General features: G+C 71.7%; 25 protein-coding genes. 10 read left to right on the top strand and 15 right to left on the bottom strand.

All coding sequences use genetic code 11. The features are described 5' to 3' along the window. Window positions 1-31: 31 nt before the first annotated feature. The gene (gene sigJ, locus ACIQMX_RS05580; protein ID WP_402475147.1) at window positions 32-973 is read left to right on the top strand and encodes an RNA polymerase sigma factor SigJ; all 942 of its coding nucleotides are present in this window, start codon (window positions 32-34) and stop codon (window positions 971-973) included. A 7-nt stretch (window positions 974-980) separates the two neighbouring features. On the opposite strand, the gene ACIQMX_RS05585 is transcribed toward sigJ, so the two are convergent. The 4 genes from ACIQMX_RS05585 to ACIQMX_RS05600 all read right to left on the bottom strand — a co-directional run bounded on the left by ACIQMX_RS05585 (window position 981) and on the right by ACIQMX_RS05600 (window position 3816). Beyond that, window positions 981-1478 (bottom strand): hypothetical protein, encoded by a 498-nt coding sequence (locus ACIQMX_RS05585; RefSeq protein ID WP_363071097.1) that lies wholly within the window; start codon window positions 1476-1478, stop codon window positions 981-983. 71 nt (window positions 1479-1549) lie between these two features. Next, window positions 1550-2137: a hypothetical protein gene (locus tag ACIQMX_RS05590; RefSeq protein WP_363071099.1), complete on the bottom strand. Its 588-nt coding sequence runs from the start codon at window positions 2135-2137 to the stop codon at window positions 1550-1552. A gap of 50 nt (window positions 2138-2187) precedes the next feature. Continuing rightward, a complete protein-coding gene (locus ACIQMX_RS05595; protein ID WP_402475151.1) occupies window positions 2188-2766 on the bottom strand; it encodes a dihydrofolate reductase family protein in 579 nt (192 codons plus the stop codon). A gap of 426 nt (window positions 2767-3192) precedes the next feature. Next, window positions 3193-3816, bottom strand: a complete 624-nt coding sequence (locus tag ACIQMX_RS05600) for a TetR/AcrR family transcriptional regulator C-terminal ligand-binding domain-containing protein (protein WP_363071103.1) — start codon at window positions 3814-3816, stop codon at window positions 3193-3195. Between the two features lie 93 nt (window positions 3817-3909). Between ACIQMX_RS05600 and ACIQMX_RS05605 the strand changes: the two genes are divergently transcribed. Together ACIQMX_RS05605 and ACIQMX_RS05610 are read left to right on the top strand one after the other, a co-directional pair. Next, on the top strand, window positions 3910-4674 hold the full coding sequence (locus ACIQMX_RS05605; protein ID WP_363071105.1) for an SDR family oxidoreductase: 765 nt from the start codon (window positions 3910-3912) through the stop codon (window positions 4672-4674). Window positions 4675-4786: 112 nt separating this feature from the next. Continuing rightward, the gene (locus ACIQMX_RS05610; protein ID WP_402475155.1) at window positions 4787-5479 is read left to right on the top strand and encodes a GNAT family N-acetyltransferase; all 693 of its coding nucleotides are present in this window, start codon (window positions 4787-4789) and stop codon (window positions 5477-5479) included. Window positions 5480-5487: 8 nt separating this feature from the next. Here the strand turns inward: ACIQMX_RS05610 and ACIQMX_RS05615 are convergent, their stop codons facing one another. The 4 genes from ACIQMX_RS05615 to ACIQMX_RS05630 form a co-directional block, all read right to left on the bottom strand. Next, the gene (locus tag ACIQMX_RS05615; RefSeq protein WP_402475158.1) at window positions 5488-6489 is read right to left on the bottom strand and encodes an endonuclease/exonuclease/phosphatase family protein; all 1002 of its coding nucleotides are present in this window, start codon (window positions 6487-6489) and stop codon (window positions 5488-5490) included. 198 nt (window positions 6490-6687) lie between these two features. Continuing rightward, a complete protein-coding gene (locus ACIQMX_RS05620) occupies window positions 6688-7320 on the bottom strand; it encodes a TetR family transcriptional regulator (protein WP_402475160.1) in 633 nt (210 codons plus the stop codon). Next, the gene (locus ACIQMX_RS05625) at window positions 7317-7997 is read right to left on the bottom strand and encodes a DUF4166 domain-containing protein (protein ID WP_402475162.1); all 681 of its coding nucleotides are present in this window, start codon (window positions 7995-7997) and stop codon (window positions 7317-7319) included. The genes ACIQMX_RS05620 and ACIQMX_RS05625 overlap by 4 nt, the downstream gene beginning before the upstream one ends. After that, window positions 7994-8704, bottom strand: a complete 711-nt coding sequence (locus ACIQMX_RS05630) for a hypothetical protein (protein WP_402475165.1) — start codon at window positions 8702-8704, stop codon at window positions 7994-7996. The genes ACIQMX_RS05625 and ACIQMX_RS05630 overlap by 4 nt, the downstream gene beginning before the upstream one ends. 314 nt (window positions 8705-9018) lie before the next feature. Here ACIQMX_RS05630 and ACIQMX_RS05635 point away from each other — a divergent pair, with 314 nt between their 5' ends. Beyond that, on the top strand, window positions 9019-10992 hold the full coding sequence (locus ACIQMX_RS05635; RefSeq protein ID WP_402475168.1) for a protein kinase: 1974 nt from the start codon (window positions 9019-9021) through the stop codon (window positions 10990-10992). 121 nt (window positions 10993-11113) lie between these two features. Beyond that, the gene (locus ACIQMX_RS05640) at window positions 11114-12520 is read left to right on the top strand and encodes a collagen-binding domain-containing protein (RefSeq protein WP_402475171.1); all 1407 of its coding nucleotides are present in this window, start codon (window positions 11114-11116) and stop codon (window positions 12518-12520) included. A 12-nt stretch (window positions 12521-12532) separates the two neighbouring features. Here ACIQMX_RS05640 and ACIQMX_RS05645 read toward each other — a convergent pair whose 3' ends face one another. Next, the gene (locus ACIQMX_RS05645) at window positions 12533-13033 is read right to left on the bottom strand and encodes a hypothetical protein (RefSeq protein WP_363071117.1); all 501 of its coding nucleotides are present in this window, start codon (window positions 13031-13033) and stop codon (window positions 12533-12535) included. Window positions 13034-13212: 179 nt separating this feature from the next. Here ACIQMX_RS05645 and pip point away from each other — a divergent pair, with 179 nt between their 5' ends. Next, on the top strand, window positions 13213-14187 hold the full coding sequence (pip, locus tag ACIQMX_RS05650) for a prolyl aminopeptidase (RefSeq protein WP_402475172.1): 975 nt from the start codon (window positions 13213-13215) through the stop codon (window positions 14185-14187). A 145-nt stretch (window positions 14188-14332) separates the two neighbouring features. Further along, the gene (locus ACIQMX_RS05655; RefSeq protein ID WP_402475174.1) at window positions 14333-15994 is read left to right on the top strand and encodes a protein kinase; all 1662 of its coding nucleotides are present in this window, start codon (window positions 14333-14335) and stop codon (window positions 15992-15994) included. A 37-nt stretch (window positions 15995-16031) separates the two neighbouring features. On the opposite strand, the gene ACIQMX_RS05660 is transcribed toward ACIQMX_RS05655, so the two are convergent. Then, a complete protein-coding gene (locus tag ACIQMX_RS05660; RefSeq protein ID WP_402475178.1) occupies window positions 16032-17027 on the bottom strand; it encodes an aldo/keto reductase in 996 nt (331 codons plus the stop codon). Between the two features lie 66 nt (window positions 17028-17093). Continuing rightward, window positions 17094-17618, bottom strand: a complete 525-nt coding sequence (locus ACIQMX_RS05665) for a PadR family transcriptional regulator (RefSeq protein ID WP_402475611.1) — start codon at window positions 17616-17618, stop codon at window positions 17094-17096. Window positions 17619-17715: 97 nt separating this feature from the next. Here ACIQMX_RS05665 and ACIQMX_RS05670 point away from each other — a divergent pair, with 97 nt between their 5' ends. Beyond that, window positions 17716-18492 (top strand): alpha/beta fold hydrolase, encoded by a 777-nt coding sequence (locus tag ACIQMX_RS05670; RefSeq protein ID WP_402475180.1) that lies wholly within the window; start codon window positions 17716-17718, stop codon window positions 18490-18492. 121 nt (window positions 18493-18613) lie between these two features. Here the strand turns inward: ACIQMX_RS05670 and thpR are convergent, their stop codons facing one another. The 3 genes from thpR to ACIQMX_RS05685 all read right to left on the bottom strand — a co-directional run bounded on the left by thpR (window position 18614) and on the right by ACIQMX_RS05685 (window position 21141). After that, window positions 18614-19177: an RNA 2',3'-cyclic phosphodiesterase gene (gene thpR / locus ACIQMX_RS05675; protein ID WP_402475182.1), complete on the bottom strand. Its 564-nt coding sequence runs from the start codon at window positions 19175-19177 to the stop codon at window positions 18614-18616. Window positions 19178-19271: 94 nt separating this feature from the next. Next, window positions 19272-20606 carry an MFS transporter gene (locus ACIQMX_RS05680; RefSeq protein WP_363071129.1) on the bottom strand — a complete coding sequence of 445 codons (1335 nt, stop codon included), beginning with the start codon at window positions 20604-20606 and terminating at the stop codon, window positions 19272-19274. Between the two features lie 94 nt (window positions 20607-20700). After that, complete coding sequence (locus ACIQMX_RS05685; RefSeq protein WP_219573152.1) at window positions 20701-21141, bottom strand: MarR family winged helix-turn-helix transcriptional regulator; 441 nt, start codon at window positions 21139-21141, stop codon at window positions 20701-20703. 144 nt (window positions 21142-21285) lie between these two features. On the opposite strand from ACIQMX_RS05685, the gene ACIQMX_RS05690 reads away from it, so the two are divergent. Next, window positions 21286-21492, top strand: coding sequence for a ribbon-helix-helix protein, CopG family (locus tag ACIQMX_RS05690; RefSeq protein WP_326737854.1), 207 nt, complete (start codon window positions 21286-21288; stop codon window positions 21490-21492). A 45-nt stretch (window positions 21493-21537) separates the two neighbouring features. On the opposite strand, the gene ACIQMX_RS05695 is transcribed toward ACIQMX_RS05690, so the two are convergent. After that, a complete protein-coding gene (locus tag ACIQMX_RS05695) occupies window positions 21538-22992 on the bottom strand; it encodes an NCS2 family permease (RefSeq protein WP_402475186.1) in 1455 nt (484 codons plus the stop codon). A gap of 187 nt (window positions 22993-23179) precedes the next feature. On the opposite strand from ACIQMX_RS05695, the gene ACIQMX_RS05700 reads away from it, so the two are divergent. Continuing rightward, on the top strand, window positions 23180-23464 hold the full coding sequence (locus tag ACIQMX_RS05700) for a DUF2530 domain-containing protein (RefSeq protein WP_363071133.1): 285 nt from the start codon (window positions 23180-23182) through the stop codon (window positions 23462-23464). The last annotated feature ends 1 nt before the right edge of the window (window position 23465 follow it).

The raw sequence follows: 23465 nt of genomic DNA on the forward strand, positions 1-23465 counted from the left end.
GCGAAAGGTAAGGCGAGGGGGCGTTCGGAACGTGGGGACAGCGGGAACGGCCATCGACGGCATAGCCGGTGAGCGGCGCCAACTGCTCAATGTCGCCTATCGTTTGCTCGGCTCATTGGCCGAGGCGGAGGACGCCGTGCAGGAGGCGTACGCGCGCTGGTACGCGCTGCCACGAGCCCGGCGGGAGGACATCGTCTCGCCCGGTGCCTGGCTGTCGACGGTGACCGCTCGTATCTGCCTGGACGTCCTCGGCTCGGCGCGGGCACGACGCGAACGGTACGTCGGCGCGTGGCTGCCCGAGCCGTTGCCGGACCGCACCGAGTGGGACCGCGGCCGGGGCGCCGACCACACCGATCCCGCCGACCGGATGGTCCTGGACGAATCGGTGACCATGGCCTTCCTCGTCGTCCTGGAGTCGATGACGCCCGCCGAGCGGGTCGCGTTCGTCCTGCACGACGTCTTCCGTTACCCCTTCGCCGAGATCGCCGACGTCCTGGGCCGGACCTCCGCCGCCTGCAAGCAGCTCGCCGCCTCCGCCCGGCGGCGGGTACGCGCCGCCGGGGCTCCGGTGGCGGGGACGGGGCAGGCGGAGGCGGTGCGGCACGTCAAGGAGGCGTGGGAGACCAAGAACGTCGCGGCGCTCGTCGGCCTTCTGGACCCGGCCGCCGTGATGACCGCCGACGGCGGCGGCCTGGTCGGCGCCGCGTTGCGCCCGATCGAGGGCGGTGCGCTCATCGCCCAGTACATGGTCGCCATCGCGGACAGGGCCCCGGGCCTCGAACTCCTGGAACGGTCGGTCAACGGCACGCCGGGACTGGTGGCCCGGCGGGACGGCACGGTCATGACCGTGGCCTCGTTCGAGATCGCCGACGGCCGCGTCACCCGGATCTGGGTGGTCCGCAATCCGGAAAAGCTGCGGCCGTGGCTGGGGGACGATGACGCGCGGGACGATGACGCGCCGACGTTCGGGTGAGCGCGGTTCAGCGCCCCGCAGTCGGTGCGGAACAGTCGTGCCCGTCGCCCGGCAGACCCACGCCGTGCAGCACAGGTTCCCCACCTTCGGGGATCCCGAAGGTGAGACTCGCTCCCGTCGACGTCACCACGAGCGTGCGCTGGTCGCCGAAGGTGAGTGACGGACAGGGCTCCCAGTCACAGCCGGCCCGGTCCAAGGCGGAAACCACGTCCGCGTACGTGAGCCCGGAGGGGAAGGTGTCCGTCCCCGCGGCAACGGACGGCGGGAGTTCCACCACGTCACGCCAGGTCTGGACGCAGATGATGGACACCTTGCGGCAGCGGCAGACGCTCAGCTCAAGATCCCCGTACCCGAAGAGCCGCGGCCACTTTCGCCTTCGGCTCGTTGTTCCGATCTCCCATGGCTCGCCGAAGGCCTCGGTCACCTCGTGCCAGTCGGCTCCGGCGAATGCCGGTCCCAGTCGGCCCGTCTTCGCCATGGTGGCCAGAACATCGAGAATCTCCACCAACAGAGCCTGACACGCGTCCTGACCAGCAGTCCAACGAATATGGGGGACGCCGCCCCGGTCGGCTCGGCTCAGCAGTAGGCGATCGGGCAGCCCCGCCGCACCGAGTGCTCGGCGGCGCGCAGGAACAGTGCGACGTAGAACGCCGCATCCAGGTCGGCGCTCCACGGCCCCGGTCGGGCAGCGGCCAGTTCCTTCGCCGCTCCTTCCCGGAACCACATGGTCAGCTCGAGGTTGTCGCACATGGCCGGGGTCTCGTCCGGCAACTCAATTGCCTTCGCCAGCCGTTGGGCGATCGCCAGGACCTGGGGAGCACCGGCGACCATGGTCGACGACTCGCTGTAGGCGGAGCCGATCGGCAGCCGGATCTCCTCGTCGAGCGAGAACGGCACCAGCACCGACCAGTTGGAAAGGGTCTCGGTCTCCTCCTGCGAGAGGTGCGCCTCACACAGGGCGTCGAACCCGTTCATCGAGGAGCTCAGCTTCTCCTCGAAGGCCTGCCCGGAGCCGCTGACGAAGTCCGGCTCCTGCGGCACCGACTCGTAGGGCGGCAGGCCCCGTTGCCGCAGGTCGTCGTTGAGTGCCGCAGCGATCTCGCCCCACCCTTCCTGCTCACCGAACCACTCCTCCGCGCCGACACTGACCAGGTATACGCCCATGACCGCAACGTACGTCCCGCCACTGACAACGCCGGCCCGGTCGGCCCGTCTCAGGCGTGCAGGGTGGGCCGGTAGGTGAGTTCCTGGATGTCGCCGTCGAGCGTCCGGTGCTCGATCAGCTCCAGGTCGAAGTCGGCCGCGCCCTTGAAGACCGGGTCCCGCCCGGTCCGGCCTGTGATCACCGGGAACAGTGTCACCTGGACGCGGTCCACCAGGCCGGCCGCCATCAGCGCCCGGTTCATCGACAGGCTGCCGTGCGAGCGCAACGGGACGTCGGACTCCTTCTTGAGGCGCGCGACGACGTCGACGGCGTCGCCGTGGGCGACGGTGGCGTCCGGCCAGTCCAGGGGGCCTTCGAGCGTGGTCGACACCACCGTCGTCGGCAGGGCCCTCATGCGCGTCACCCAGGGGTCGCGCACGTCGGAGTTCTCGGTGCTTTCCGCCAGCATCTGCGCGAACAGCCGGTACGTGTGAGCCCCGAAGACCATCCGCTGCTCGTCCCGGTACAGGCCGAGGCGGTGGTCGAGGAGTTCAGGGCCCTGTTTGCCCCAGTAGCCGGTCCAGTCGCCTCCGGCGCCGCCGAATCCGTCGAGGCTGGAGAAGACGTCGAATGTGTAGGTGGCGGTCATGGTGAGCTCCTCACGTGCGAGAGGCAGCGGATTGTTGCCGCTGCCCTTACTGACTGGCGTCGACGGCGATACTCATCGCCCGCGGGCTGCCGGAATCGCCCGCCATGCCCGCAGGCGTGCCGACGGCCTCGCACCCGCACCCGCCGAAAGGCCGTCCGATCGGCGATTCCGCGGGCACCCGGTCCTTCTGATGGGTGCCACGTTTCCGGCGGTCAGCCATGCATCCGTTGGAGTGGCGTACGGAATCGGCCTCCGGAGCGGAAATATCCGGCGCCCTGGTGTGCGGGGACACCGCACACCTTCCGGATCGTTCCACCGCCGATTTCGGCGGCCAAGGAGCTGCATCGCCCGGTGACCGAACCGGGGTTCACAATCAACTGCGAAATGGCACGGTGGTCGGGAACCGGCCCGCCGGTGACGTCCTCATCAGGAGCCGGCGCGCACCCCGATGCCGCGCAGAAGGTTGTCGACCAGCGCGTCCGCGAAGGCGGAGTCGAGCGGCTCGTCCGGCATCATGAGCCGGTGGTAGCAGGCGCCCCAGAGCTGGTCCACGACCACCTGGGGATCCACCTCGGCACGGATCTGACCCGCACGCTGCGCGCGGGTGAGCCGCTCGGCCGCGAGCCGGCGGCGCGGGTGGATGTAGTGCTTCGCGAGGGCACCGGCGAGAGCGGGGTCGGTCTGCGCCGCGCCGACGAACTGGGCGATCACCGGCCCGGCGGGCCGTCCGGTGAGCAGGCCGACGAAGGAGTGGAGCTGGGCTCTGAGGTCGCGCTCGATGTCGCCGGTGTCCGCGAACGCGAGCGTGTCCTCGACGGCCGTGAAGTACGCCTCGAAGGCGAGCGCGCCCGGCGACGGCCACCACTTGTACAGCGTCATCTTGCTCGCCCCGGCGCGATGGGCCACCTTCTCGAAGGTGATCCCGGGCAGTCCCGCCTCGAACAGCATCGCACCGGCGCTCTCCAGCACCGACTGCCGCACTTCCGCCGCGGGGCGGCGGCCGCGGCCGCGTCTCTCCGGACCCTGCGGCGGCTCGTGCGGCTCGTCCACGTCTCGTCACCCTTTCGGGGCTTGCCGTATATGGACGATCAGTCTACATTTAATTTATGGACGGATCGTCCATAAATTCGAGGGAGGCGCCACATGAACCCCGTGAACCCCGTGAACCCCACCGCAGCATCCGTACCCCGCGTGGCGATCGTCACCGGCGCCTCCGGCGGCATCGGCCGCGCCGTCGCCGAGCGCCTGGGCTCCGACGGCCTCGCCGTCGTCGTGCACTACGGCAGGGACAAGGCCCGCGCCGACGAGGTCGTGGCCGCCGTCACCGCAGCCGGCGGGGTCGCGACCGCGGTGGGTGGCGATGTGGCCGACGAGGACGCGATGGCCACGCTCTTCGCGACGGCCGAGCAGCTGTACGGCGGTGTCGACGTGGTCGTCAACACCGCCGGAATCATGCTCCTGTCACCGATCGCCGAGCTCGACCTCGCCGACTTCGACCGCATGCACCGCACCAACGTCCGCGGCACGTTCGTCGTCTCGCAGCTCGCCGCCCGTACGCTCAGAACCGGCGGCGCGCTGATCAACTTCTCGACCTCGGTGACCCGGCTCCAGCAGCCGACGTACGGGGCCTATGCCGCCACGAAGGGCGCCGTCGAAGCCATGACGCTGATCCTCGCCCGCGAGCTGCAGGGCCGCGACGTGACCGTGAACGCCGTCGCCCCCGGCCCGACGGCCACACCGCTCTTCCTGGACGGAAAGCCGAAGGAAGTCATCGACGCGATCGCCTCCCGCACCCCGCTCGACCGCCTCGGCACGCCGGACGACATCGCCGAGGCCGTCGCGTTCCTCGCGGGCCCCGGACGCTGGGTGAACGGACAGGTCCTGTACGCGAACGGCGGGATCGCCTGACCCGGCGACGGGGACCGGCAGGAGGCGGTGGCGTGCGGCGTCGAGTGTGAGAGAGATTGGGGGCGGCACGGGGCGACCGCCTCGCCCGCCCGCCCTCCCCCGAAAGGCGCCCGTGAACGACCGACCGCAGCCGACCGCAGAGTTCGGGATTCGCGCCGCCCGCACGGACGACCCGGCGGAGACCGACCGGCTCTACGACATCTGCCTGCGCACCGCCGCATCGGGCAAGGACGCGACGGATTCCTACGAGGACCCGCGCCTTCCCGGCGACATCTTCCTCGCTCCCTACCTCCGGTACGCCCCCGATCTCGCCTGGGCCCTCGACCGCCCCGACCGGCCCGACCTGCCCGCCTCCGGGTACGTCCTCGGAGTCGCCGACACCGCCTCGTTCGAGCAGACGCTGGAGCGGGAGTGGTGGCCCGCGCTCCGCGCCCGGCGCGAGGGTGTGCCGTTCCGTGAGGGTTCCGCCGACGCCTTCGCCCGGAAGTGGATCGACCATCCCCCCACCGCTCGGGCCGAAGTGACTGCGGCGTACCCCGCCCATCTGCACATCGACCTCCTGCCGGAGGCGCAGGGCGGCGGGAACGGGTCCCGTCTGATCCACACCCTGCTCGGGGCGTTGCGCAGCCGCGGCGTCCGTGGCGTCCACCTCGGTGTGGGCAAGGCGAACGCCGGTGCGGTCGGCTTCTACCGGTACCTCGGGTTCGAGGTGCTCGTGGAGGAACCGAGCTCGTTCGTCCTGGGCATGGAGCTCCGGCGGACCGGCCGTGCCTCATCACACGGCCGGGATGAGGCCGGCTGTTGACCGATCCCTCAGCGCAGCGTGACCCGGGCGGTTATCGGCAGATGGTCGCTGCCGGTCGCGGGCAGGGTGCGGATACGGCCGACCGTCGCCGAGCGGGCCAGGACCTGGTCGATCCGGGCCAGCGGGAAGGAGGCGGGGAAGCTGAAGGCGAAGCCGCGTTCCGATGCGTTCAGCTGCGAGGTGAGCGGGGACAGGCCACGGTCGTCGACCGTGCTGTTCAGGTCGCCCAGCACGATCACCTTGCTCACCGTCTCGGCGGCGACGGCCCGGCCCAGCAGATGGGCGCTCTCGTCCCGCCATGCGGAGGCGAATCCGCTCGCTCCGACGCGGATCGACGGCAAGTGGGCCACGTAGGCGGCGACTTCGCCCTGGGGGGTGTGGACCACGGTACGCAACCCGCGGCTCCAGCCCGCTTCGACCTCCTTCGGCTTGATGTCCACCACGCGGGTGTCGGTGAGCGGGTGCTTCGACCAGATCCCGACCGTCCCCCGGACCTCGTGGAACCGGAAGTCCGGGGCAAGGGCCTTCTCGTACGCGGGCAGGGCGGCCGGGACCAGTTCCTCCAGCGCGATCAGATCGGGTCCGGCCTCGGCGAGGGTACGGGCCGTGCCCGCCGGGTCCGTGTTCACATCGCTCACGTTGTGCTGCACCACGACGAGGTCGCGTTCACCGGGCTCCGGTGCGGCGAGGAACAGGCCGCCGAACGCGTAGGCCCAGGCCGCCACCGGCAGGAGCAGGGACAGGAGCGCCGTGACCGAGCGGCGCAGCAGGGCGCAGACCAGCAGGGCGACGATCACGAGGCCGAGCCAGGGCAGGAACGCCTCCAGCAGGCTTCCCAGGTGGCCGGGCCGATTGGGCAGCACGCCGGGGAACGCGAGCAGGAGTGCCGTCAGGAAGGCGAGTCCTGCGATCACCCGGCCCCGCGTCCACCGTCCCGGACGCTCCCACGCCCACCGGGAGACGCCGGCCCTCGCCGCCGGAGCCGCATCGCTGTCCGTCCGTTCCACCATGATGTGCCGCTTGCCCCGTCCGCCTGCTGACCTGTTGTCGACCTTGCTTTCCAGGACGGTCTGCCGGGCCGGACAGTTCCCCGGGAGGGGCGGGCCGGACCCCTCCCGGTGTTCCGGGCCGGACAGTTCCCGGGGATACGGGGCCGGACTCGGGGGCTGTCCGGCCACGGACCCGGCGCGGCCTGTCGGCCGCCCGGGTCAGGCGGTGGCCGAGCGGCGCAGCCGGGAGCGTACGGCGCGCTGCGCGACCGGGCCGAGGCCCTCCAGCGCGGCGACCAGACCGGCGAGCTGGTCCAGTGCGGCCAGGGCCTGCTCGGCGCCGGACGCGTCGACGCCTTCGTACAGCTCCAGGCCGACGAACGCGGCGGAGGCCGCCTTGGCCAGCCCGGCGACGTCCACGAACTCGGCGAGCGGCGTGCCGGCCAGGACCCGGCCCAGGACCTGCTCGATCTCCTCGGTCCACAACGCGAGTCCGGCGGCGGTGGCGGCGGCGAGCCGTGGCTGGGTCTGTGCTCCTGCCAGCAGTTGGCCCAGCACGACGACCTGGCCTCCGGCGCGTTCGGTGGCGTGCAACTCGCGTGCTGCCTGAAGCAGTTCGGAGAGCGTACGGACCTGGTCGAGGCGTTCGCGGTGGTGGGCGACCCGCTGTTCGGCGGCGTGCCGGCAGGCTGCCGCGAGCAGTTCGTCGACGGTGCCGAAGTGGTAGAAGACCAGCGCCTGGTTGACTCCGGCCGCCGCCGCGACGGCGCGTGCAGAGGTCTTGGCGATGCCCTGCTCGGTGAGGGTGGTCAGGGCGCCCGCGAGCAGCTTCGTGCGCGTGTCCTCGCTCATGCGCGTGCCTCCTCGCGGACCGGACGCAGGTCCGCACGTACGCCGTGAGCGGGCGCGTCGGCGTACGAGGCGGTGAAGGAGCCTTCGTACCCGAAGAGCGGTCCGAAGCGCCGGTTGGTGACGGAGACCTGGATGCGGAAGCGCCCCGCCTCCTCGTCGAACGACTCCCGCACATGGGCGTCGCCGCCGATCAGGTCCGGCACCCGGGCGTCCACCGGCCCCTCGCGGAAGCGGTGTTCGCCGGAGCGGATGACGAGGGCGCCGGTCCGGTCGACGGAGAGGTCCAGGTCGGTGGCGAGGTGCTGATGGGTGCCCAGGTAGTCGACGACACAGTCGCGTTCGGGGCTGAACACCATCGTGGCATCGAACCGGCGGGGCCCGTCCGGGAAGGCGAACGTCCTGACGAAGGTGACGGTCTCGCGGCCGAAGGAGTCCGTGAAGGGGACGTTCTCGATGGTGAACGGTATGTCGCGGCCGGTCCGCGGCACGAGGATGTGGCGGGTGCCGCCCAGCGCGAGGAACGGACGCACCCAGCCGCCGCCGTGCCAGACCCGGTCCATGACGCCGCGGCCCGTGCACGCCTCACCGCTGTCGAGGCCGACGGAGAAGCGGCGCTGGATACGGGGGTGGAGCCGCTCGAAGTCGGCGCCGAGGGCACGTTGGAAGATCGAGGTCACGGACGCTCCAGTCGGTCGAGGAGGGCGGGCGGGGTGGCGGCTGCGCGCCCGGGCGGGCGGCGCAGGCAGCGCCGGGCCGCCGGGGTGCCGGGAAGCGGCGGCAGGAGGACGGCGGCCAGGGCCACCGGCAGGGCGGCGAGCGGTGACATCACGAAGACCGCCGCGACGACGGCCGGACGGACCGCCGCTTCGGCGAGGGCGTGCAGGAGCGAGCGTGCGGGGGTGATGCCGCGCTCGCACCACAGGCGCAGCCGGTCGAACGACCAGGCGGTGGCCCAGCCCATGAGCGGGCGGAAGGCGTAGCGGTCCAGGAACCGGCCGGGCCGGCCCCAGCGCGGCTCGTAGTCGTAGCCGGTGAGGAAGCGGATGCCGGCCTCGCCGTTCCCGTCCGGTACGTAACGCCAGTACCCCCGGCCCCGCGCGATGGGCGAGAGCGGATGCGCGGAGGCGAAGCGCAGCGCCGAGGTCCTGGTTCCGTCCGGCCGGTGCCGTTCACCGGCGGCGGTGCCCGTGCCCGAGACGAGGAGTCCCGGCAGCACCCGCACCCCGTACGTGAAGCGCTGCGGCTGCCCCTCGACGGCCGGCAGGTAGTCGATCCGGGTGAACCGCAGGTCCCAGCGGCTGTGCTGCGCCGGATCCTGGGTGCGCTCCCAGAGGACGTCCAGGCCGGTCCGTATCCGCGCCTCGATGTACAGGCCCCCGCCCATGCGCGCCCCTCCCCGCTTCCCGTGTGGGCTCACGACCGTCTTGAGCGGTCGCTCAAATCGGAGAGTAGAGCAGTTTGAGCGATCGCTCAAGATGAGGCGTCCTCGCAGCGGAGGCCGATGAGCCCCGCAGCCCGGGGCGGACGGGCGGGGCACATCCCTCGGACCGGGTCCGACTCACCGTCGCCGGGGCGCCCGACGGACCGTGGGCGCCGGCACTGCGCGCCTCCAACGCCGGACGATGCGTCAGAAGACCGGCCCGCACACGCGTTTGGGGGGCAGCCCGGCCCCGCGCGTGCCTCCGCTAGCCTGTGGCCATGCACGGGGGAACTGAAGACGAATCCGGTCTGAGCGGCAGCGGAGCCAGGCCGCTGGAGGAGCGGGATCCACGGCGTATCGGCTCGTTCCGGCTGCTCGGGGTGCTCGGCTCCGGAGGCATGGGCCGGGTCTATCTCGGCGTCACGCCGGAGGACTCGAAGGGGGCGGAGCGGGGTGCGGGGCACTACGCCGCCGTGAAGCAGGTGCTCCCCGCACTGGCCGAGGACACCGCCTTCCTGGGCCACTTCGGACACGAACTCGACAACCTCGGCAAGCTGCCCGACGGTACGAGTGCGCGGCTGCTGGCGAGCGACCGGACCCACCGGCCGCCGTGGTTCGCCACCGCCTACATCCCCGGCATCACGCTCAGCGACGCCATGCGGCTGCACAACGACCCGCTGCCCGCCGACTCCCTGTGGCGGCTGCTGCGCGACGCCGCGGCCGGGCTGCGCGCGGTGCATGCCGCCGGCATCGTGCACCGCGACCTCAAGCCGTCCAACGTCATGCTGACGCTCGACGGCGTCACCCTGATCGACTTCGGCGTGGCACGGGCCGCCGACCAGAGCCGGCTCACCAAGACCGGCATGGTCGTCGGCACCCCCGCCTACATGGCGCCCGAACAGGCCATCGCCAACCAGAAACTGACCGGCGCCGCCGACGTCTTCGCGCTCGGCAGCCTGCTGCTGTACGCGGCCAACGGGCGGCCGCCGTTCGGGGACGGTTCCGGACTCGACCTGCTCTACCGCATCGTCCACGAGGAGCCCGACTTCGGACGGCTGCCGGAGAGCGATCCGGAGCTGGCCGGCATCCTGCGGTCCTGCCTGGCCAAGGAGGCCGCGGACCGGCCCACGACCGACGAGCTCTTCGCCCTGGCCGCCGGGCGCGTCCCCGCCGCGGCCTCCTCGCCGTGGCCGCCGGCCGTCACGGACCGGATCACCGAGCGCGAGGCGTTCGCCGCGAAGCCGCCCCCGCCCGGGGTGCCCGAGGCCGACGCGCCCGGCCGCGCCGGCGACGCGGGAAGTACGGCAGGCGCCGGTACGGACGCGGAACCGTCCCCCGTACGGATCGTGAAGCCGGGCACCGGACCGGACGGGAAGCCGGGCAGGGATCCGGACGGCGCACCGCGCGAGCGGCCCGCCCGTCGGCGGCGGGTGCTGCTGATCGCGCTGCCCGTCGTCGTGGTGGTGGGCGGCGGCCTGACGTTCAAGCTCGCCCCCTTCGAGATCCTCGACGCGGACGCGCGCCCCGGGGCGTCGGCCCCGCGTACCCCCGGCGCACCGTCCGCGGGCTCGTCCGCGTCGGCAACGGGCGGTGGGGCGTCGAAGTCCGCGAAGCCGTCGGCCGAGCCCTCGGCCTCCGGAAAGGCGCCGAGCGCCGCGGCCTCCAAGGAGGCGGAGGGCGGCGCCGCCGCTGGCGGAGCGGTCGGTGAGGACGCGGCCGGAAGCGGCGGTTCGGGCGGTGCCGCCGCTCCGGCGGGGACGGCCGGCGGGGCGGGCGGCTCCGGCGCGGCGGGCGGCTCCGACGGGGGCGCGCAGACGCCCGCGAAGCCCGCGCCCTCCGGGACGTACTGGATCGAGAACGCGGGCAACGGGCGGTGCCTGACCGCGTCCATCAACCCGTACTCGGGCGGCGCGAGCGTGACGACCGCACCGTGCGGCAACGTGCCGAGCAACGGAACCACGATGGACTTCGCGTGGACGTACGCGTCCGGGTCGGGCGGCACGTTCGCGCTCCGCAACAAGAAGACCGGGAAGTGCCTGGAGCCACAGCAGTTCCAGGGGTACGCGATCAAGGACTGCACCGGGTCCTCCAACCAGACGTGGAAGATCGGCGCCACGTCCGGCAAGGGCCGCACCTTCACCAACCTCCGCCTGGGCGCGTGCCTGTCCGTGACCCCCTACAGCGCCCTGACGACCGTCACCTGCAACGCGCAGGACAGCTCCCAGCTCTGGTCCGACATCGCTCCGTCCTGAACCCCGGCGGTCACTGCCTCGCGCGGACCGGCCGCCAGTCGTGGGAGTGCGGCGAGCATGCGGGTGACCATGCGGCCTCGTCGATCCGTCCGGTCCGGCCCGGAGACCTACGGTCCCCGGCATGAAACGCACCAAGATCGCCACGGCGGCAGCCGCCACCACAGCCACCGTCACCACGGTCTGCGCCCTGTGTCTGAGCTCCGCCTCACCCGCCGCGGCCGACTACTCGGGCAATCCGCTGGCCGGGGACAACGGCTTCGGCGTACTCGTCCAGGACGACGCCACCCTGGGCAGCACGGAGACCGAGGGCTCGGTGGCCATCGGCGGGAACCTCACGTACGGCCCCGGCTACAACGTGGCGCTGCACACCCCCGGCACCTTCACCGCACCCGGTGACGCCAACCCGACGGCCCTGCTCGTGGGCGGCCGGGCCGATCACGCGAGCAGCTCCCCCCAGGGCGTACTGCAGGTCCTCAGCGACGGCTACGTGAAGATCGGGGACGCGACGGGATCGTCCGTCCTGAACACGGACGCCAACAACGCCGAGGTCAACACCCAGGTCGTCGCGGCCGGCGCCGCGTACAACTCCACGCCGCGGATCCAGACGACCGTCCGCCAGCCCGTCGGCTCGGTCACCGACACCACGGGGCTGCCCGACCTCGACGCGCTCTTCTCGACCTACCGCGACCGCTCCGACGCGATCGACACCTGCGACACGAACGTCGTCCTGCGCGACGCCGCCGGAGACCCGCTGCCCGACCAGACCGGGTTCCCGGCCGGGACGAACGCCTACGTCACCCTCACCGAGGGCGAGACGAACGTGCTCCGGCTGACCGGCGAGCAGCTGAACAACCTCTCCCAGATCACCTTCAACACACCCCCGACGGCGACGACCCCGTTCGTCGTCGACGTCGACACCACCGGGACGGGCGGCACGTATGTCTGGCACATGCCGAACCTCGCCGGGGTCTCCGGCGAACAGGCCCCGTACATGCTGTGGAACTTCCCCGACGCCACCGACATCACCATGGCGGACGGGGACTCGCTGGAAGGCACCGTCTTCGCACCCCGCGCCCACCTCACGGACCTCGACGCGTCCAACATCGAGGGCACGGTCGTGGTGCGGGAACTGACGGCCGGGCCGCTGACGGAGGACGGCTCCTCGTCCGTCGACGCGGGCGAGATCCACCAGTTCCCGTTCGCAGCCGAGATCGACTGCGCCGGAGACGAGTCCCCGTCCCCGTCCCCGTCGCCGACCGGCGTGACACCGTCCCCGTCACCCACCGAGCCGACCCCGACCCCCACCCCGACCCCGACCGAGCCGACCCCCACCGAACCGACGCCGACCCCCACGCGCACGCACGGACGGCCGACCTTGCCGCCGGACCACGGCGGCCACCCCCACAAGCCGGGCGGCGGGCTCGCCGACACCGGGGCGTCCACGACCCTCTTCGCGGCGAGCGGAAGCCTCCTCCTCGTCGCCGCCGGCATCTTCCTCCTGGGACGCCGCCGTCGGCCGCGGCACTGACCCGGCCCCGGGTCAGCGGCCCGGGAAGCGTTCCCCGCACTCGCCGCAGAACTTCGGTGCGGACTCCTGCGACATGCGGCCGCACTCGGGGCAGACCCGGTCCAGGGCACAGGGCGCCTCGCCTCCCTCGTACGTCACCGCGGGAGCCGGGGCGCTCTTGATCGCGAGGCCCGGGCGGCGGCGGTGCACCGTGAGGTAGGCGAGGCCGTCCGGGCCCGCGGTCAGGGAGCGGCGGGAGGTACGCGGGAGCCACATGACCGTGGTGGGGCCGAGAGCGAGGGGCTCGCCGCCGTCGCCCGGGGTGAGACGGCCGTGGCCCTCGACGACCACGAGCAGCACGTCAAGGACGTCCTCCTGATGCTCCCCCACCTCGGCGCCCGCCGGCAGACGGATCAGGTTGGCATCCAACTCCCGTCCCTGCCGGTCGAGTTGCCAGAGCGCACCACGGTCGTCGGGATCTGCGGCGGCCAGCAGGCCGCCGAGTACGGTCAGTACCTCGGGAGTGGCGTTCACGGCTCCCAGGCTACGCCGCGGGCCGGAACGCGGCGATCTTCGCGGCGACCGCGACACCCAGCGCCTCCGGGTCCCCGCGCCGCTCCGCCCCCGGCCGCCCGCCTCCCGGCTCGCCCCTCGCCGTAGGGTGGTGCGCTTCCGCGTCCCCGTCGCGGCCAGGAGACAAGGAGAGCCGGCGCATGGAACGTCAGCCCGACGACAAGTACCCGCCGATCGAACCGTACGAGCACGGCCTGCTCGATGTGGGCGACGGCAACCACGTGTACTGGGAGGCGTGCGGCAACCCGGCCGGCAAGCCCGCCCTGGTCGTGCACGGGGGCCCCGGGTCCGGCTGCAAGCAGTGGCCCCGCCGGTACTTCGACCCGGACCGCTACCGCGTCATCCTCTTCGACCAGCGCAACTGCGGCCGCTCCACCCCGCACGCGAGCGACCCCGCCACCGACCTGCGGCACAACACGACGGACCACCTGATCGCCGACATGGAGCGCCTGCGCGTCCACCTCGGCGTCGACAGCTGGCTGCTGCACGGCTGGTCCTGGGGCTCGACCCTGGCCCTGGCCTACGCCGAGCGGTACCCGGAGCGGGTCGCCGCGATGGTGATCGACGCGGTCACCACGACCCGCCGCTCCGAGATCGACTGGCTGTACCGCGGGGCGAGCCAGTTCTTCCCCGACGCGTGGGACGCCTTCCGGGCCGGTGTGCCGGAGGCCGCGAGCGACGCGACCTTGGACGTGCTGGCCGCGTACGCCCGGCGGACGGAGAGTCCCGATCCGGAGGTACGGGCCCGGGCCACGGCCGACTGGTGCGCCTGGGAGGACGCGGTGCTGTCCCTGGAGACGTACACCGGGCCGCCCCCGTTCAGCGGCCGCCCGGACCGGGCGCAGCAGGCGCTGGTCCGGATCTGCGCGCGCTACTTCTCCCACGGCGCCTGGCTGGAGGACGGTCAGCTGATCCGGGACGCGGGGCGGCTGGCGGGCATCCCGGGCGTGCTGGTGCACGGACGCCTCGACATGGGCGGCCCGCTGACCACCGCGTGGGAGCTGGCCAAGGCGTGGCCGGAGGCGGAACTGACGGTGATCGAGGACGCGGGGCATCTGGGCGGGGCGGCGACGGCCCGGGCGGTCCTGGCGGCGCTGGACCGGTTCGCGGAGTAGGGAGCCCGCCTCGGCCGGAACGGACCGGTGAACCCGGGAAACGGGCCGCGGCCCCCGGGTTCGATACCCGCATGTGCTGGGCCTCGCCTTACCTGCCGGGCCATCATGTAGGGGGCAGGCAGGGCGAGATGGGCGGGGGCGACCGATGCGTGGCGAGATTCTCGACGGACGGTACCGACTGACGGAGCCGATGGGTTCGGGCGGTATGGGCCGGGTCTGGGTGGCCGAGGACGAACGCATCGGGCGCAAGGTCGCGGTCAAGGTCCTCTCCCGCATCGACGAGGACACCTCGGCCACCCGCTTCGCCCGTGAGGCCCGCGTCGTCGGCGGGCTGTCGAGCCCGCACATCGTCACGCTGCACGACTTCGGCGAGGCGCAGATGGCGGGGGAACGCGTGCTGTACCTGGTCATGGAGCATCTCCGGGGCCGGGACCTCGGGGCCGTGCTGGAGAGCCGGAAGCCACGACTCCCCACGCCCGAAGAGGTGTTGGGGTGGGGCGTCGAGATCTGCGCGGGGCTGGAGACGGCTCACCGGGCGGGCATCGTGCACCGCGACATCAAACCGGCCAACATTCTGCTCACCGCGGACGGCACCATCAAGATCCTCGACTTCGGGATCGCGCGCATGCTGTCGACGGCCGCCGCGATGACCCGCACCGACCTGACCGCCGTCGGTTTCGTCATCGGCACCCCGCTGTACATGTCTCCCGAGCAGATACGGGCGCCCGACGTCCTGGACAGCCGCAGCGACCTGTACTCCCTCGGCTGCCTGCTCCACACGCTGCTCACCGGCGGGCCGCCGTTCACCGGAGCCGGTACGGCCGTCCTGGCGCAGCACCTCGGCGACGTGCCCGAGCCGCCGAGCGCCCGCCGTGCGGACCTTGCGGGGTTCGGCGCACTCGACGCGATCGTGCTGCGATTACTCGCCAAGGATCCGGACGAACGGCCCGCGGACGCGGCGGAGACGGCCGCACTGCTGCGGGCCGCGATCGCTTCGGGCCCAGGTGAGGCACCCGCCCCATCCACCTCACCCGCCCCGGCCGAGAACGCCCCGGCCGTCCTTGGATCGGTCCCGCACACCGCGGCTCCCGCCGCCCCGGTCCCGCATCCGCCGGTCCCGCCCACGCTCCCCTTCCAGCCGTCGGCGCCCGCCTACCCGTTCCCGCTCCCGGGCGGCCCGCCGCCGACCGCGCCCCAGCGGCTGCGCATCGCCGGGCGGGCGTCGCGCGACGGAGTGGTCTCCACCCGGACCGTGGCGGCCGCCTGGCTCGCCGGTGCCGGTACGGCGCTGGTCGCGGCGCTCCTGGTGCAGTTCTGCTTGCCGACCGGAACGGAGGGGGTGATCGCCGGCGCCGTACTCGGCTGGCTGCTGGGCATGTCCGGCGCCCGGGGGTTCGCCAACGTGTTCGACCCGCAGGACAAGTCGCTCTTCACCCGGCTCGTCTCCGCACTCCTGCTCGCCGTGCCCCTCGGCGTGGGCGGTATGGCCATCGACTACACGGCGACGGACACGCTCTCCTGGCGCTACTTCGTGATCGCGTTCGCGGTCTGTGTCGCCGCGCTGACGGTGGGGGTACTGATCGCGGACCAGCTCATCGCCCGCCTCCGCCTGTCGCCGCGCGCGGCGCTGATCCTCGCCATGAGCGGCTGGATCAACGGCGTCGGCGCCTGGGCGGTACTCGCCCACCGCTCCCCGCTCGAAACCGTCGGAGCGGTGCCGGTCGCCTGCGGCATATGGCTCGTCACCGCCGCGCTGCTGGGCTGGATCCTGGCCCCGTCCGCGCACCGGAGCGGCCGGACGGCCTGAGCGCGCGAAGCGCCCCGGGCCGTCCGACCGGCCGGATCTACCAGGCGAAGGCCTCCGGCGACGGGCCCGGGCCCGGGAAGATCTCGTCGAGGCCGGCCAGCACCTCGTCCGAGAGTTCCAGTTCGACCGCGCGGACCGCGGACTCCAACTGCTCCAGCGTGCGCGGGCCGCTGATCGGACCCGTGACACCGGGACGGGTCAGCAGCCAGGCCAGGCCCACCTCGCCCGGCTCCAGGCCGTGCTTGTCGAGCAGGTCCTCGTACGCCTGGATCTGCGCCCGCGCCGCGGGGTCGGCGAGCACCTCGGCGGACCGGCCGGTGGTCGAGCGGGCGGAGCCGCCCGCGCTCTCCTTGCGGATCGCGCCGCCGAGCAGTCCGCCGTGCAGCGGCGACCACGGGATGACACCGAGGCCGTACTCCTGCGCGGCCGGGATGACCTCCATCTCCGCGCGGCGCTCCACGAGGTTGTAGAGGCACTGCTCGCTGACCAGGCCGTACGAACCGCGCCGACGGGCCGTCTCGTTGGTCTGGGCGATCTTCCAGCCGGCGAAGTTGGACGAGCCCGCGTAGAGGATCTTGCCCTGCTGGATCAGGACGTCGACGGCCTGCCAGATCTCGTCGACCGGGGTGTCCCGGTCGATGTGGTGGAACTGGTACAGGTCGATGTGGTCCGTCTGCAGCCGCTTGAGGCTGGCGTCGACGGCACGCCGGATGTTCAGCGCGGAGAGCTTGTGGTGGTTGGGCCAGGCGTCGCCCTCGGCGGCCATGTTCCCGTACACCTTCGTCGCCAGGACGACCTTGTCCCGGCGCGCGCCGCCCTGGGCGAACCAGGTACCGAGGATCTCCTCGGTACGGCCCTTGTTCTCGCCCCAGCCGTAGACGTTCGCGGTGTCGAAGAAGTTGACGCCCGCGTCGAGTGCGGCGTCCATGATGGTGTGGCTGTCGGACTCATTGGTCTGCGGACCGAAGTTCATCGTGCCCAGTACGAGGCGGCTGACTTCGAGTCCCGTGCGTCCCAGATGTGTGTACTTCATGGGTCCCAAGCCAACGCCTTCGAGTCCGCTCGAAGCAAGCATCCGTCCGGATCCGTACGCGGAGTGTCAGTCCTCCAGTGCGGCCAGGGTCTCGGCCAGCCAGCCCAGTTCCGCCTCACTGGTCGCGCGGGCGATCCTCAGCAGGCCCCGGCGGAAGGGGTCGTCGAACGCCTCGGCGCCGAGCGGCCGCTCCCCCTCGTAGAAGAAACTGCTGGGCTCCTCCAGGAACGTCAGCCGCCTGCGCAGTACGGCAGCCTGCTCGGCCGGGTCCGTGAGGTGGCGCAGGAAGGCGAGGACGGTGAACCAGCGGTTCTCGTCGCTGATGTCCAGGTCACGGGCCTCACGCAGTCGGCGGAGCAGTTCGCCGCGGCCCCCGTCGGTGAGGGTGAGGGTGTGCCGGGGCGCGGCTCTGGTGCCGGGTTCGGTGCGGCGGTCGAGCAGGCCGGCGCGCTCCAGCCGCTTGATCGCGGGGTAGAGGGTGCCGTCGGCGATCGGGCGCACATGGCCGGTGAGGTGGGCGACCCGGCGCTTCAGTTCGTACCCGTGCAGCGGCTGCTCGTACAGAAATCCCAGGATGGCCAGTTCCAGCATTCCCGTATCTTCCCCCATGCCGTTATACCTAGACATCGATATATAGTCCCACCGATACTCGTGGGGACAGCGGGACAGCGGGATCCGAGGAGGAGACATGCAGGACGCTCAGGTGACGGCCGGCGGCGCGCGTATCCGGTGGGTGGAGATCACGGGCCAGGACGCCGCCGCACCGCCACGGCTCTATCTGCACGGACTCGGCGCCTCCAGCAGCCCCTACTTCACGGCGAGCGCCACCCACCCGCTGCTCGCCGGCGGCCGCGCCCTGCTGATGGACCTGCTCGGCTTCGGCATCAGCGACCGGCCCACCGACTTCGGCTACACCCTGGAGGAGCACGCGGACGCCGTCGCGGACGCACTGGAGACGGCCGGGGTCCGGGACGCGGAGGTCGTCGCGCACAGCATGGGCGGCGCGGTCGCGATCGTCCTCGCGGCCCGCCACCCGCACCTGGTGGCACGGCTGGTGCTGGTGGACGCGAATCTCGACCCGGTCGTCCCGTCGCCGGTGCCGCCGGCGGGCAGCAGCGGCATCGCCGCGTACACGGAGGAGGAGTTCCTGGCCCACGGCCGGGATGAGGTCCGCGAGCGGGTGGGCGCGCACTGGTGGTCGACCATGCGGCTCGCCGGGCCCGAGGCCCTGCACCGCAGCGCGGTCCACCTGGCGCGCGGGACGACACCGACGATGCGCGCACTCCTGCTGGAACTGCCGATCCCGGTGACGTACCTGCGCCCGGAGAAGGACGGACCGCTGCCCGGCGAGGAGGCGCTCGGGGCGGGCGGGGTCCGCGTGGTCGCGGTCCCGGACTGCGGGCACAACATCATGCTCGACAACCCCGGGGCGTTCGCACAGGAGACGGCGCGGGGGTTCAGCTGAGGCGGGCCGTCATCAGCCGACCGCGGCCGCCACGGCGACGACGGCGAACATCAGCACGAGCACGGCGGCCATGATGCGGTTTCTGGTCTTCGGATCCACCCGACGAGCGTAACCGCCCGCCTCACCGTCCCAGGCCCCAGGCCCTCACCACCTCGTACCTCGGCTGCTCCCCCGGCACCCCGTCCACCGGCAGACGACTGCGTACGAGACTGAGTTCGTCCGCCTCCCAGTGCAGTCCCTCGAAACCTTCCAGCGCCGCCGTGAACGGGGTCAGGTCCGCCGGGACCCGGCTGCGGGCGAGCGTCAGGTGCGGGGTGTAGCGGCGGTGCGCCTCCATCGGCACCCCGGCCCGGCGTGCGGCGGCGTGGGCGCGCTCGGCCAGCAGCCGCAGCGTGTCGAGTCCGCCCGCGGCGCCCGCCCACAGCGCCCGCCCGTCGAACCGGCCGGCCCCGTGGACCCGCAGCGGGAACGCCTCGGTCCGGTGCGCGGCCCGCTCCAGCCGGCTGTACAGGTCCGGCAGCAGCTCCTCGTCGACCTCCCCGAGGAAGGCCAGCGTGTAGTGCCAGCCCGGGGTCCCGGTCCAGCGCAGGGTGGCCGCGCCGGGCAGCGAGCGCAGCGGGACCACGGCCCGCCGCAGCTCCTCGACCGCGGGGGCCGGCGGCAGGACGGCGGCGAAGAGTCTCATGCGGCGAGTCTGGCAGCCCCGGCGCGCCGTCCTGCACGTACGGCCCCGCCCGATTCCCCGGGCGGGGCCGTATCGCATCCGTGCCGACGGGCTCTCAGGCCGCCGTCGCCAGCTGCTCGCGCGGGACGAACCGCACGTGCGGGCGGCCCGGGCGCAGGTCGACCTTGAGGCGCAGGCCTCCGACCCGGGCCAGCATGAAGCCGACGCCGAGCGCGGCCACCAGGGAGAACACCCCGCCGACCGCCATGCCGGTGCGGACGCCGTACGCGTCGCTGATCCAGCCGACGATCGGGGCGCCCACCGGCGTACCGCCGGCGAAGACCATCATGTAGAGGCTCATCACCCGGCCGCGCATGGCCGGGTCGGACGCCATCTGGACGCTGGTGTTCGCGCTGATGTTGGTCGTCAGGCCGATCATGCCGATCGGGACGAGCAGGATCGCGAAGAACCAGACGGACGGCGCCATGGCGGCGACGATCTCCAGCACACCGAACGCCGTACCGGCGGCGACCAGCATCCGCAGCCGCGAGGAGCGGCGGCGGGCGGCGAGGAGCGCGCCGGCCAGGGAGCCGGCCGCCATCAGGATGTTGAAGAACGAGTACATCCCGGCGCCGCCGTGGAAGATCTCGTCCGCGAAGGCCGTCAGCCAGATCGGGAAGTTGAATCCGAACGTGCCGACGAAGCCGACGAGGACGATCGGCCAGATCAGCTCGGGACGCCCGGAGACGTAACGGAGCCCTTCGCGGAGCTGCCCCTTGGCGCGCGGGATGACGACGGCCTTGTGCAGTTCGCTCGTACGCATCATCAGCAGGCCGACGAGGGGCGCGAGGAACGACAGGCCGTTGAACATGAAGGCCCAGCCGCTGCCGACCGAGGTGATCAGCACACCCGCGACGGCGGGACCGATGAGCCGGGCGGACTGGAAGTTCGCCGAGTTCAGACTGACCGCGTTCCGCAGCTGGGCGGGGCCGACCATCTCGGAGACGAACGCCTGGCGGGCAGGGTTGTCCACGACCGTGACCATGCCGAGCAGGAAGGCGATCAGGTAGACGTGCCACACCTGGACCACGCCGGAGAGCGTGAGGACGGCGAGCGCGATCCCGCACAGGCCGAGTGCCGCCTGGCTGACGAGGAGGAGCTTGCGCTTCGGGAGCCGGTCGGCGATGACGCCGCCGTACAGACCGAAGAGCAGCATGGGAAGGAACTGGAGTGCCGTGGTGATACCGACGGCGGTGGCGGACCCGGTGAGGCTCAGGACGAGCCAGTCCTGCGTGATGCGGGACATCCAGGTACCGGTGTTGGAGATCACGGCGCCGGTTGCGAACAGGCGGTAGTTGCGGATCTTCAGCGACGAGAAGGTCCCGCCGGGCTTGCTCTCGTGGGTGGAAGTCGGTGCGGGGGCGGAGTCTGCTCCGGATCCCGTACTCAAAAGGGTTCGCCTCCTCGGGCGTGGACATTGCGCTGACTGACGGGGATGCGGCGGTGGGGCGGTGCGCCGGTTCCGTCCGGCGCGGCCCGCTCCGCTACAGGTGGGCGAGCTTCTCCAGCACGGGCGCCGCGTTGCGCAGCGTCTCCCACTCGTCCTCGTCCAGGCCTTCGGCGAGGGTGGTCAGCCAGGCGTTCCGCTTGGAGCGGCTCTCGGCGAGCATGGCTTCGGCCTGCTCGGTCTGGCTGACCATCTTCTGACGACGGTCATCGGGGTGCGGTTCCAGTCTGACCAGTCCCTTGGCTTCGAGCAGCGCGACGATGCGGGTCATCGACGGCGGCTGCACATGCTCCTTGCGGGCCAGCTCACCGGGGGTGGCCGAGCCGCAGCGCGCGAGTGTGCCGAGCACCGACATCTCGGTGGGGCTCAGCGACTCGTCGACGCGCTGGTGCTTGAGGCGCCGTCCGAGCAGCATGACGGCGGAACGAAGGGAGCTCACGGCGGCGGCACTGTCGCTGTCGTGGATCAGGTCAGGCATGTTCGTTAGCGTAACTCATTACCCAACCTAAAGACACTCGGTGGTACACGCGCGAGGCCCACATCACCAATCGATCACCCAAACGAGTGACTCGATTCCGGAAAGTCACGCGTGTCGGGCCCGCAGGACGTAACCCTGCTTGCCATGGGATCGACAGTGCTCAGCCTGCGGATAGACGGTGAGCTGCTCGACCGGCTCAAGCAGCACGCCGCAAAACGCGGAATGAGCGTCCAGGACTATGTGGTCCGGACGCTCATTCGCGACGATTTCGACGAGCGCTTCCAGGCGGCCGTCGACGAGACGGAGAAGTTCTACGGAGCGGAGGGGGTCGCGGCCGAGGAGGTCACCTGACGGAGACCCCCGGGCCGTGAGCCCGCGCCCGTGACCCTCCGGGGATCACGTGAGGCCGAGCGCCGGCATCGCGTAGTAGAAGACGAAGACCGCCGACACCGCATACATGGCCACCGGCACCTCACGCCCCCGTCCGACGGCCAGCCGCAGCACGCAGAACGTGATGAAGCCGATCCCGATGCCATTGGTGATCGAGTACGTGAACGGCATCATGACCATGGCCAGGAAGGCCGGGATGGCGAGCGTGTAGTCGCTCCAGTCGATGTCCCGCACCGATCCGGCGATGATCAGGAAGCCCACCGCCAGCAGGGCCGGAGTGGCCGCCTGCGAGGGGACCATGGTCGCCAGCGGTGTGAGGAACAGCGACGCCGTGAACAGCAGACCCGTGACGATGCTCGCGAAACCGGTGCGGGCTCCCTCGCCGACGCCCGCCGTGGACTCCACGAAACAGGTACCGGCAGAGGCGGAGCTCGCGCCACCCGCGGCGACCGCGATGCCGTCGACGAACAGCACCTTGTTGATGCCCGGGAAGTTGCCGTCCTTGTCGGTCAGCCTGGCCTCGTCGCCGACGCCGAGGATGGTGCCCATCGCGTCGAAGAAGCAGGACAGCAGCACGGTGAAGACGAACAGGATGCCGGTGAGGACACCGACCTTGTCGAAGCCGCCGAACAGGCTGACGTCACCGATCAGCCCGAAGTCGGGCGAGGCGACCGGGTTGCCCGGCCACTCCGGCACGGTCAGACCCCAGGCCTCGCCCGGCAGGTCGGCGACCGCGTCGATGATCAGCGCGACGACGGTCATCGTCACGATGGAGATCAGGATCGCGCCCGGCACCTTGCGGACGATCAGCGCGAGGGTGAGCAGCGCGCCGAGGATGAAGACCAGGACCGGCCAGCCGTTGAGGTGACCGTCATTGCCCAGCTGGAGCGGCACGGTGGTGTGCGCGATGTCGGGGATGCGGGAGACGAAGCCCGAGTCGACCAGGCCGATCAGCAGGATGAAGAGGCCGATACCGATCGCGATGCCCTTGCGGAGCGACTTCGGTACGGCGTTCATCACGCGTTCCCGCAGGCCGGTCGCGACGAGCAGCATGACCACGATGCCCGCGAGGACGACCATGCCCATCGCGTCGGGCCAGCTCATCCGGGGGGCGAGCTGGAGGGCGACGACGGTGTTGACACCGAGGCCGGCGGCCAGCGCGATCGGCACGTTGCCGATGACGCCCATGAGCAGGGTGGAGAACGCCGCGGTCAGCACCGTCGCGGTGACCAGCTGGCCACCGTCGAGCTGGTGACCGTACATGTCCTTCGCGCTGCCGAGGATGATCGGGTTCAGCACGATGATGTACGCCATCGCGAAGAACGTGGCGAAGCCACCGCGAATCTCACGCGCGACCGAAGACCCCCGCTCGGAGATCTTGAAGAAGCCGTCCAGGCCGCCGGTGGGACCGGACGACGGAGGCGGAGTGGGGTCGACCGGAGCGGTGGCCGAGGGGGACATGTAGGACCTCAGTCGTGCGTAGAGGGGGGTTAAATCTGGTCAGCTTTGGACTTTCGTACGAACAATTCACGACAGTCGTAAGCAGATTCAGTATGAATACATAAGGCAAAGATCGCTATCTCCGCGCGTAGACCCTTGCGCCGACTGGGCTGACGAGCTCGGCGCACGCCGCGCATACACTGGCCGCATGGCGAAGTGGACACCGAAGCACGAGGCACCCGAGCCCCTGGAGGGCCCGGTCGTCGCGACCATCACCGGCGGCACGATCCTCTGGTTCGTCCTCTTCCTGGTCCAGCTCCCGTTCTACGGCTGGTTCGACGACCACGGGCACCTGTGGTGGGTGTGGACCTGCCTGGCCGGCGCCGGCCTCGGGCTGATCGGCATCTGGTACGTACGCGGCCGCGACGCGGCACTCAAGCGGGCCGCGGCGGCGGCGGACGATCAGAGGGACTCTCCGGGCGCCACCGCCTGAG

The organism is Streptomyces sp. NPDC091416 (assembly GCF_044756845.1).
In the GTDB taxonomy this organism is placed as follows: domain Bacteria; phylum Actinomycetota; class Actinomycetes; order Streptomycetales; family Streptomycetaceae; genus Streptomyces.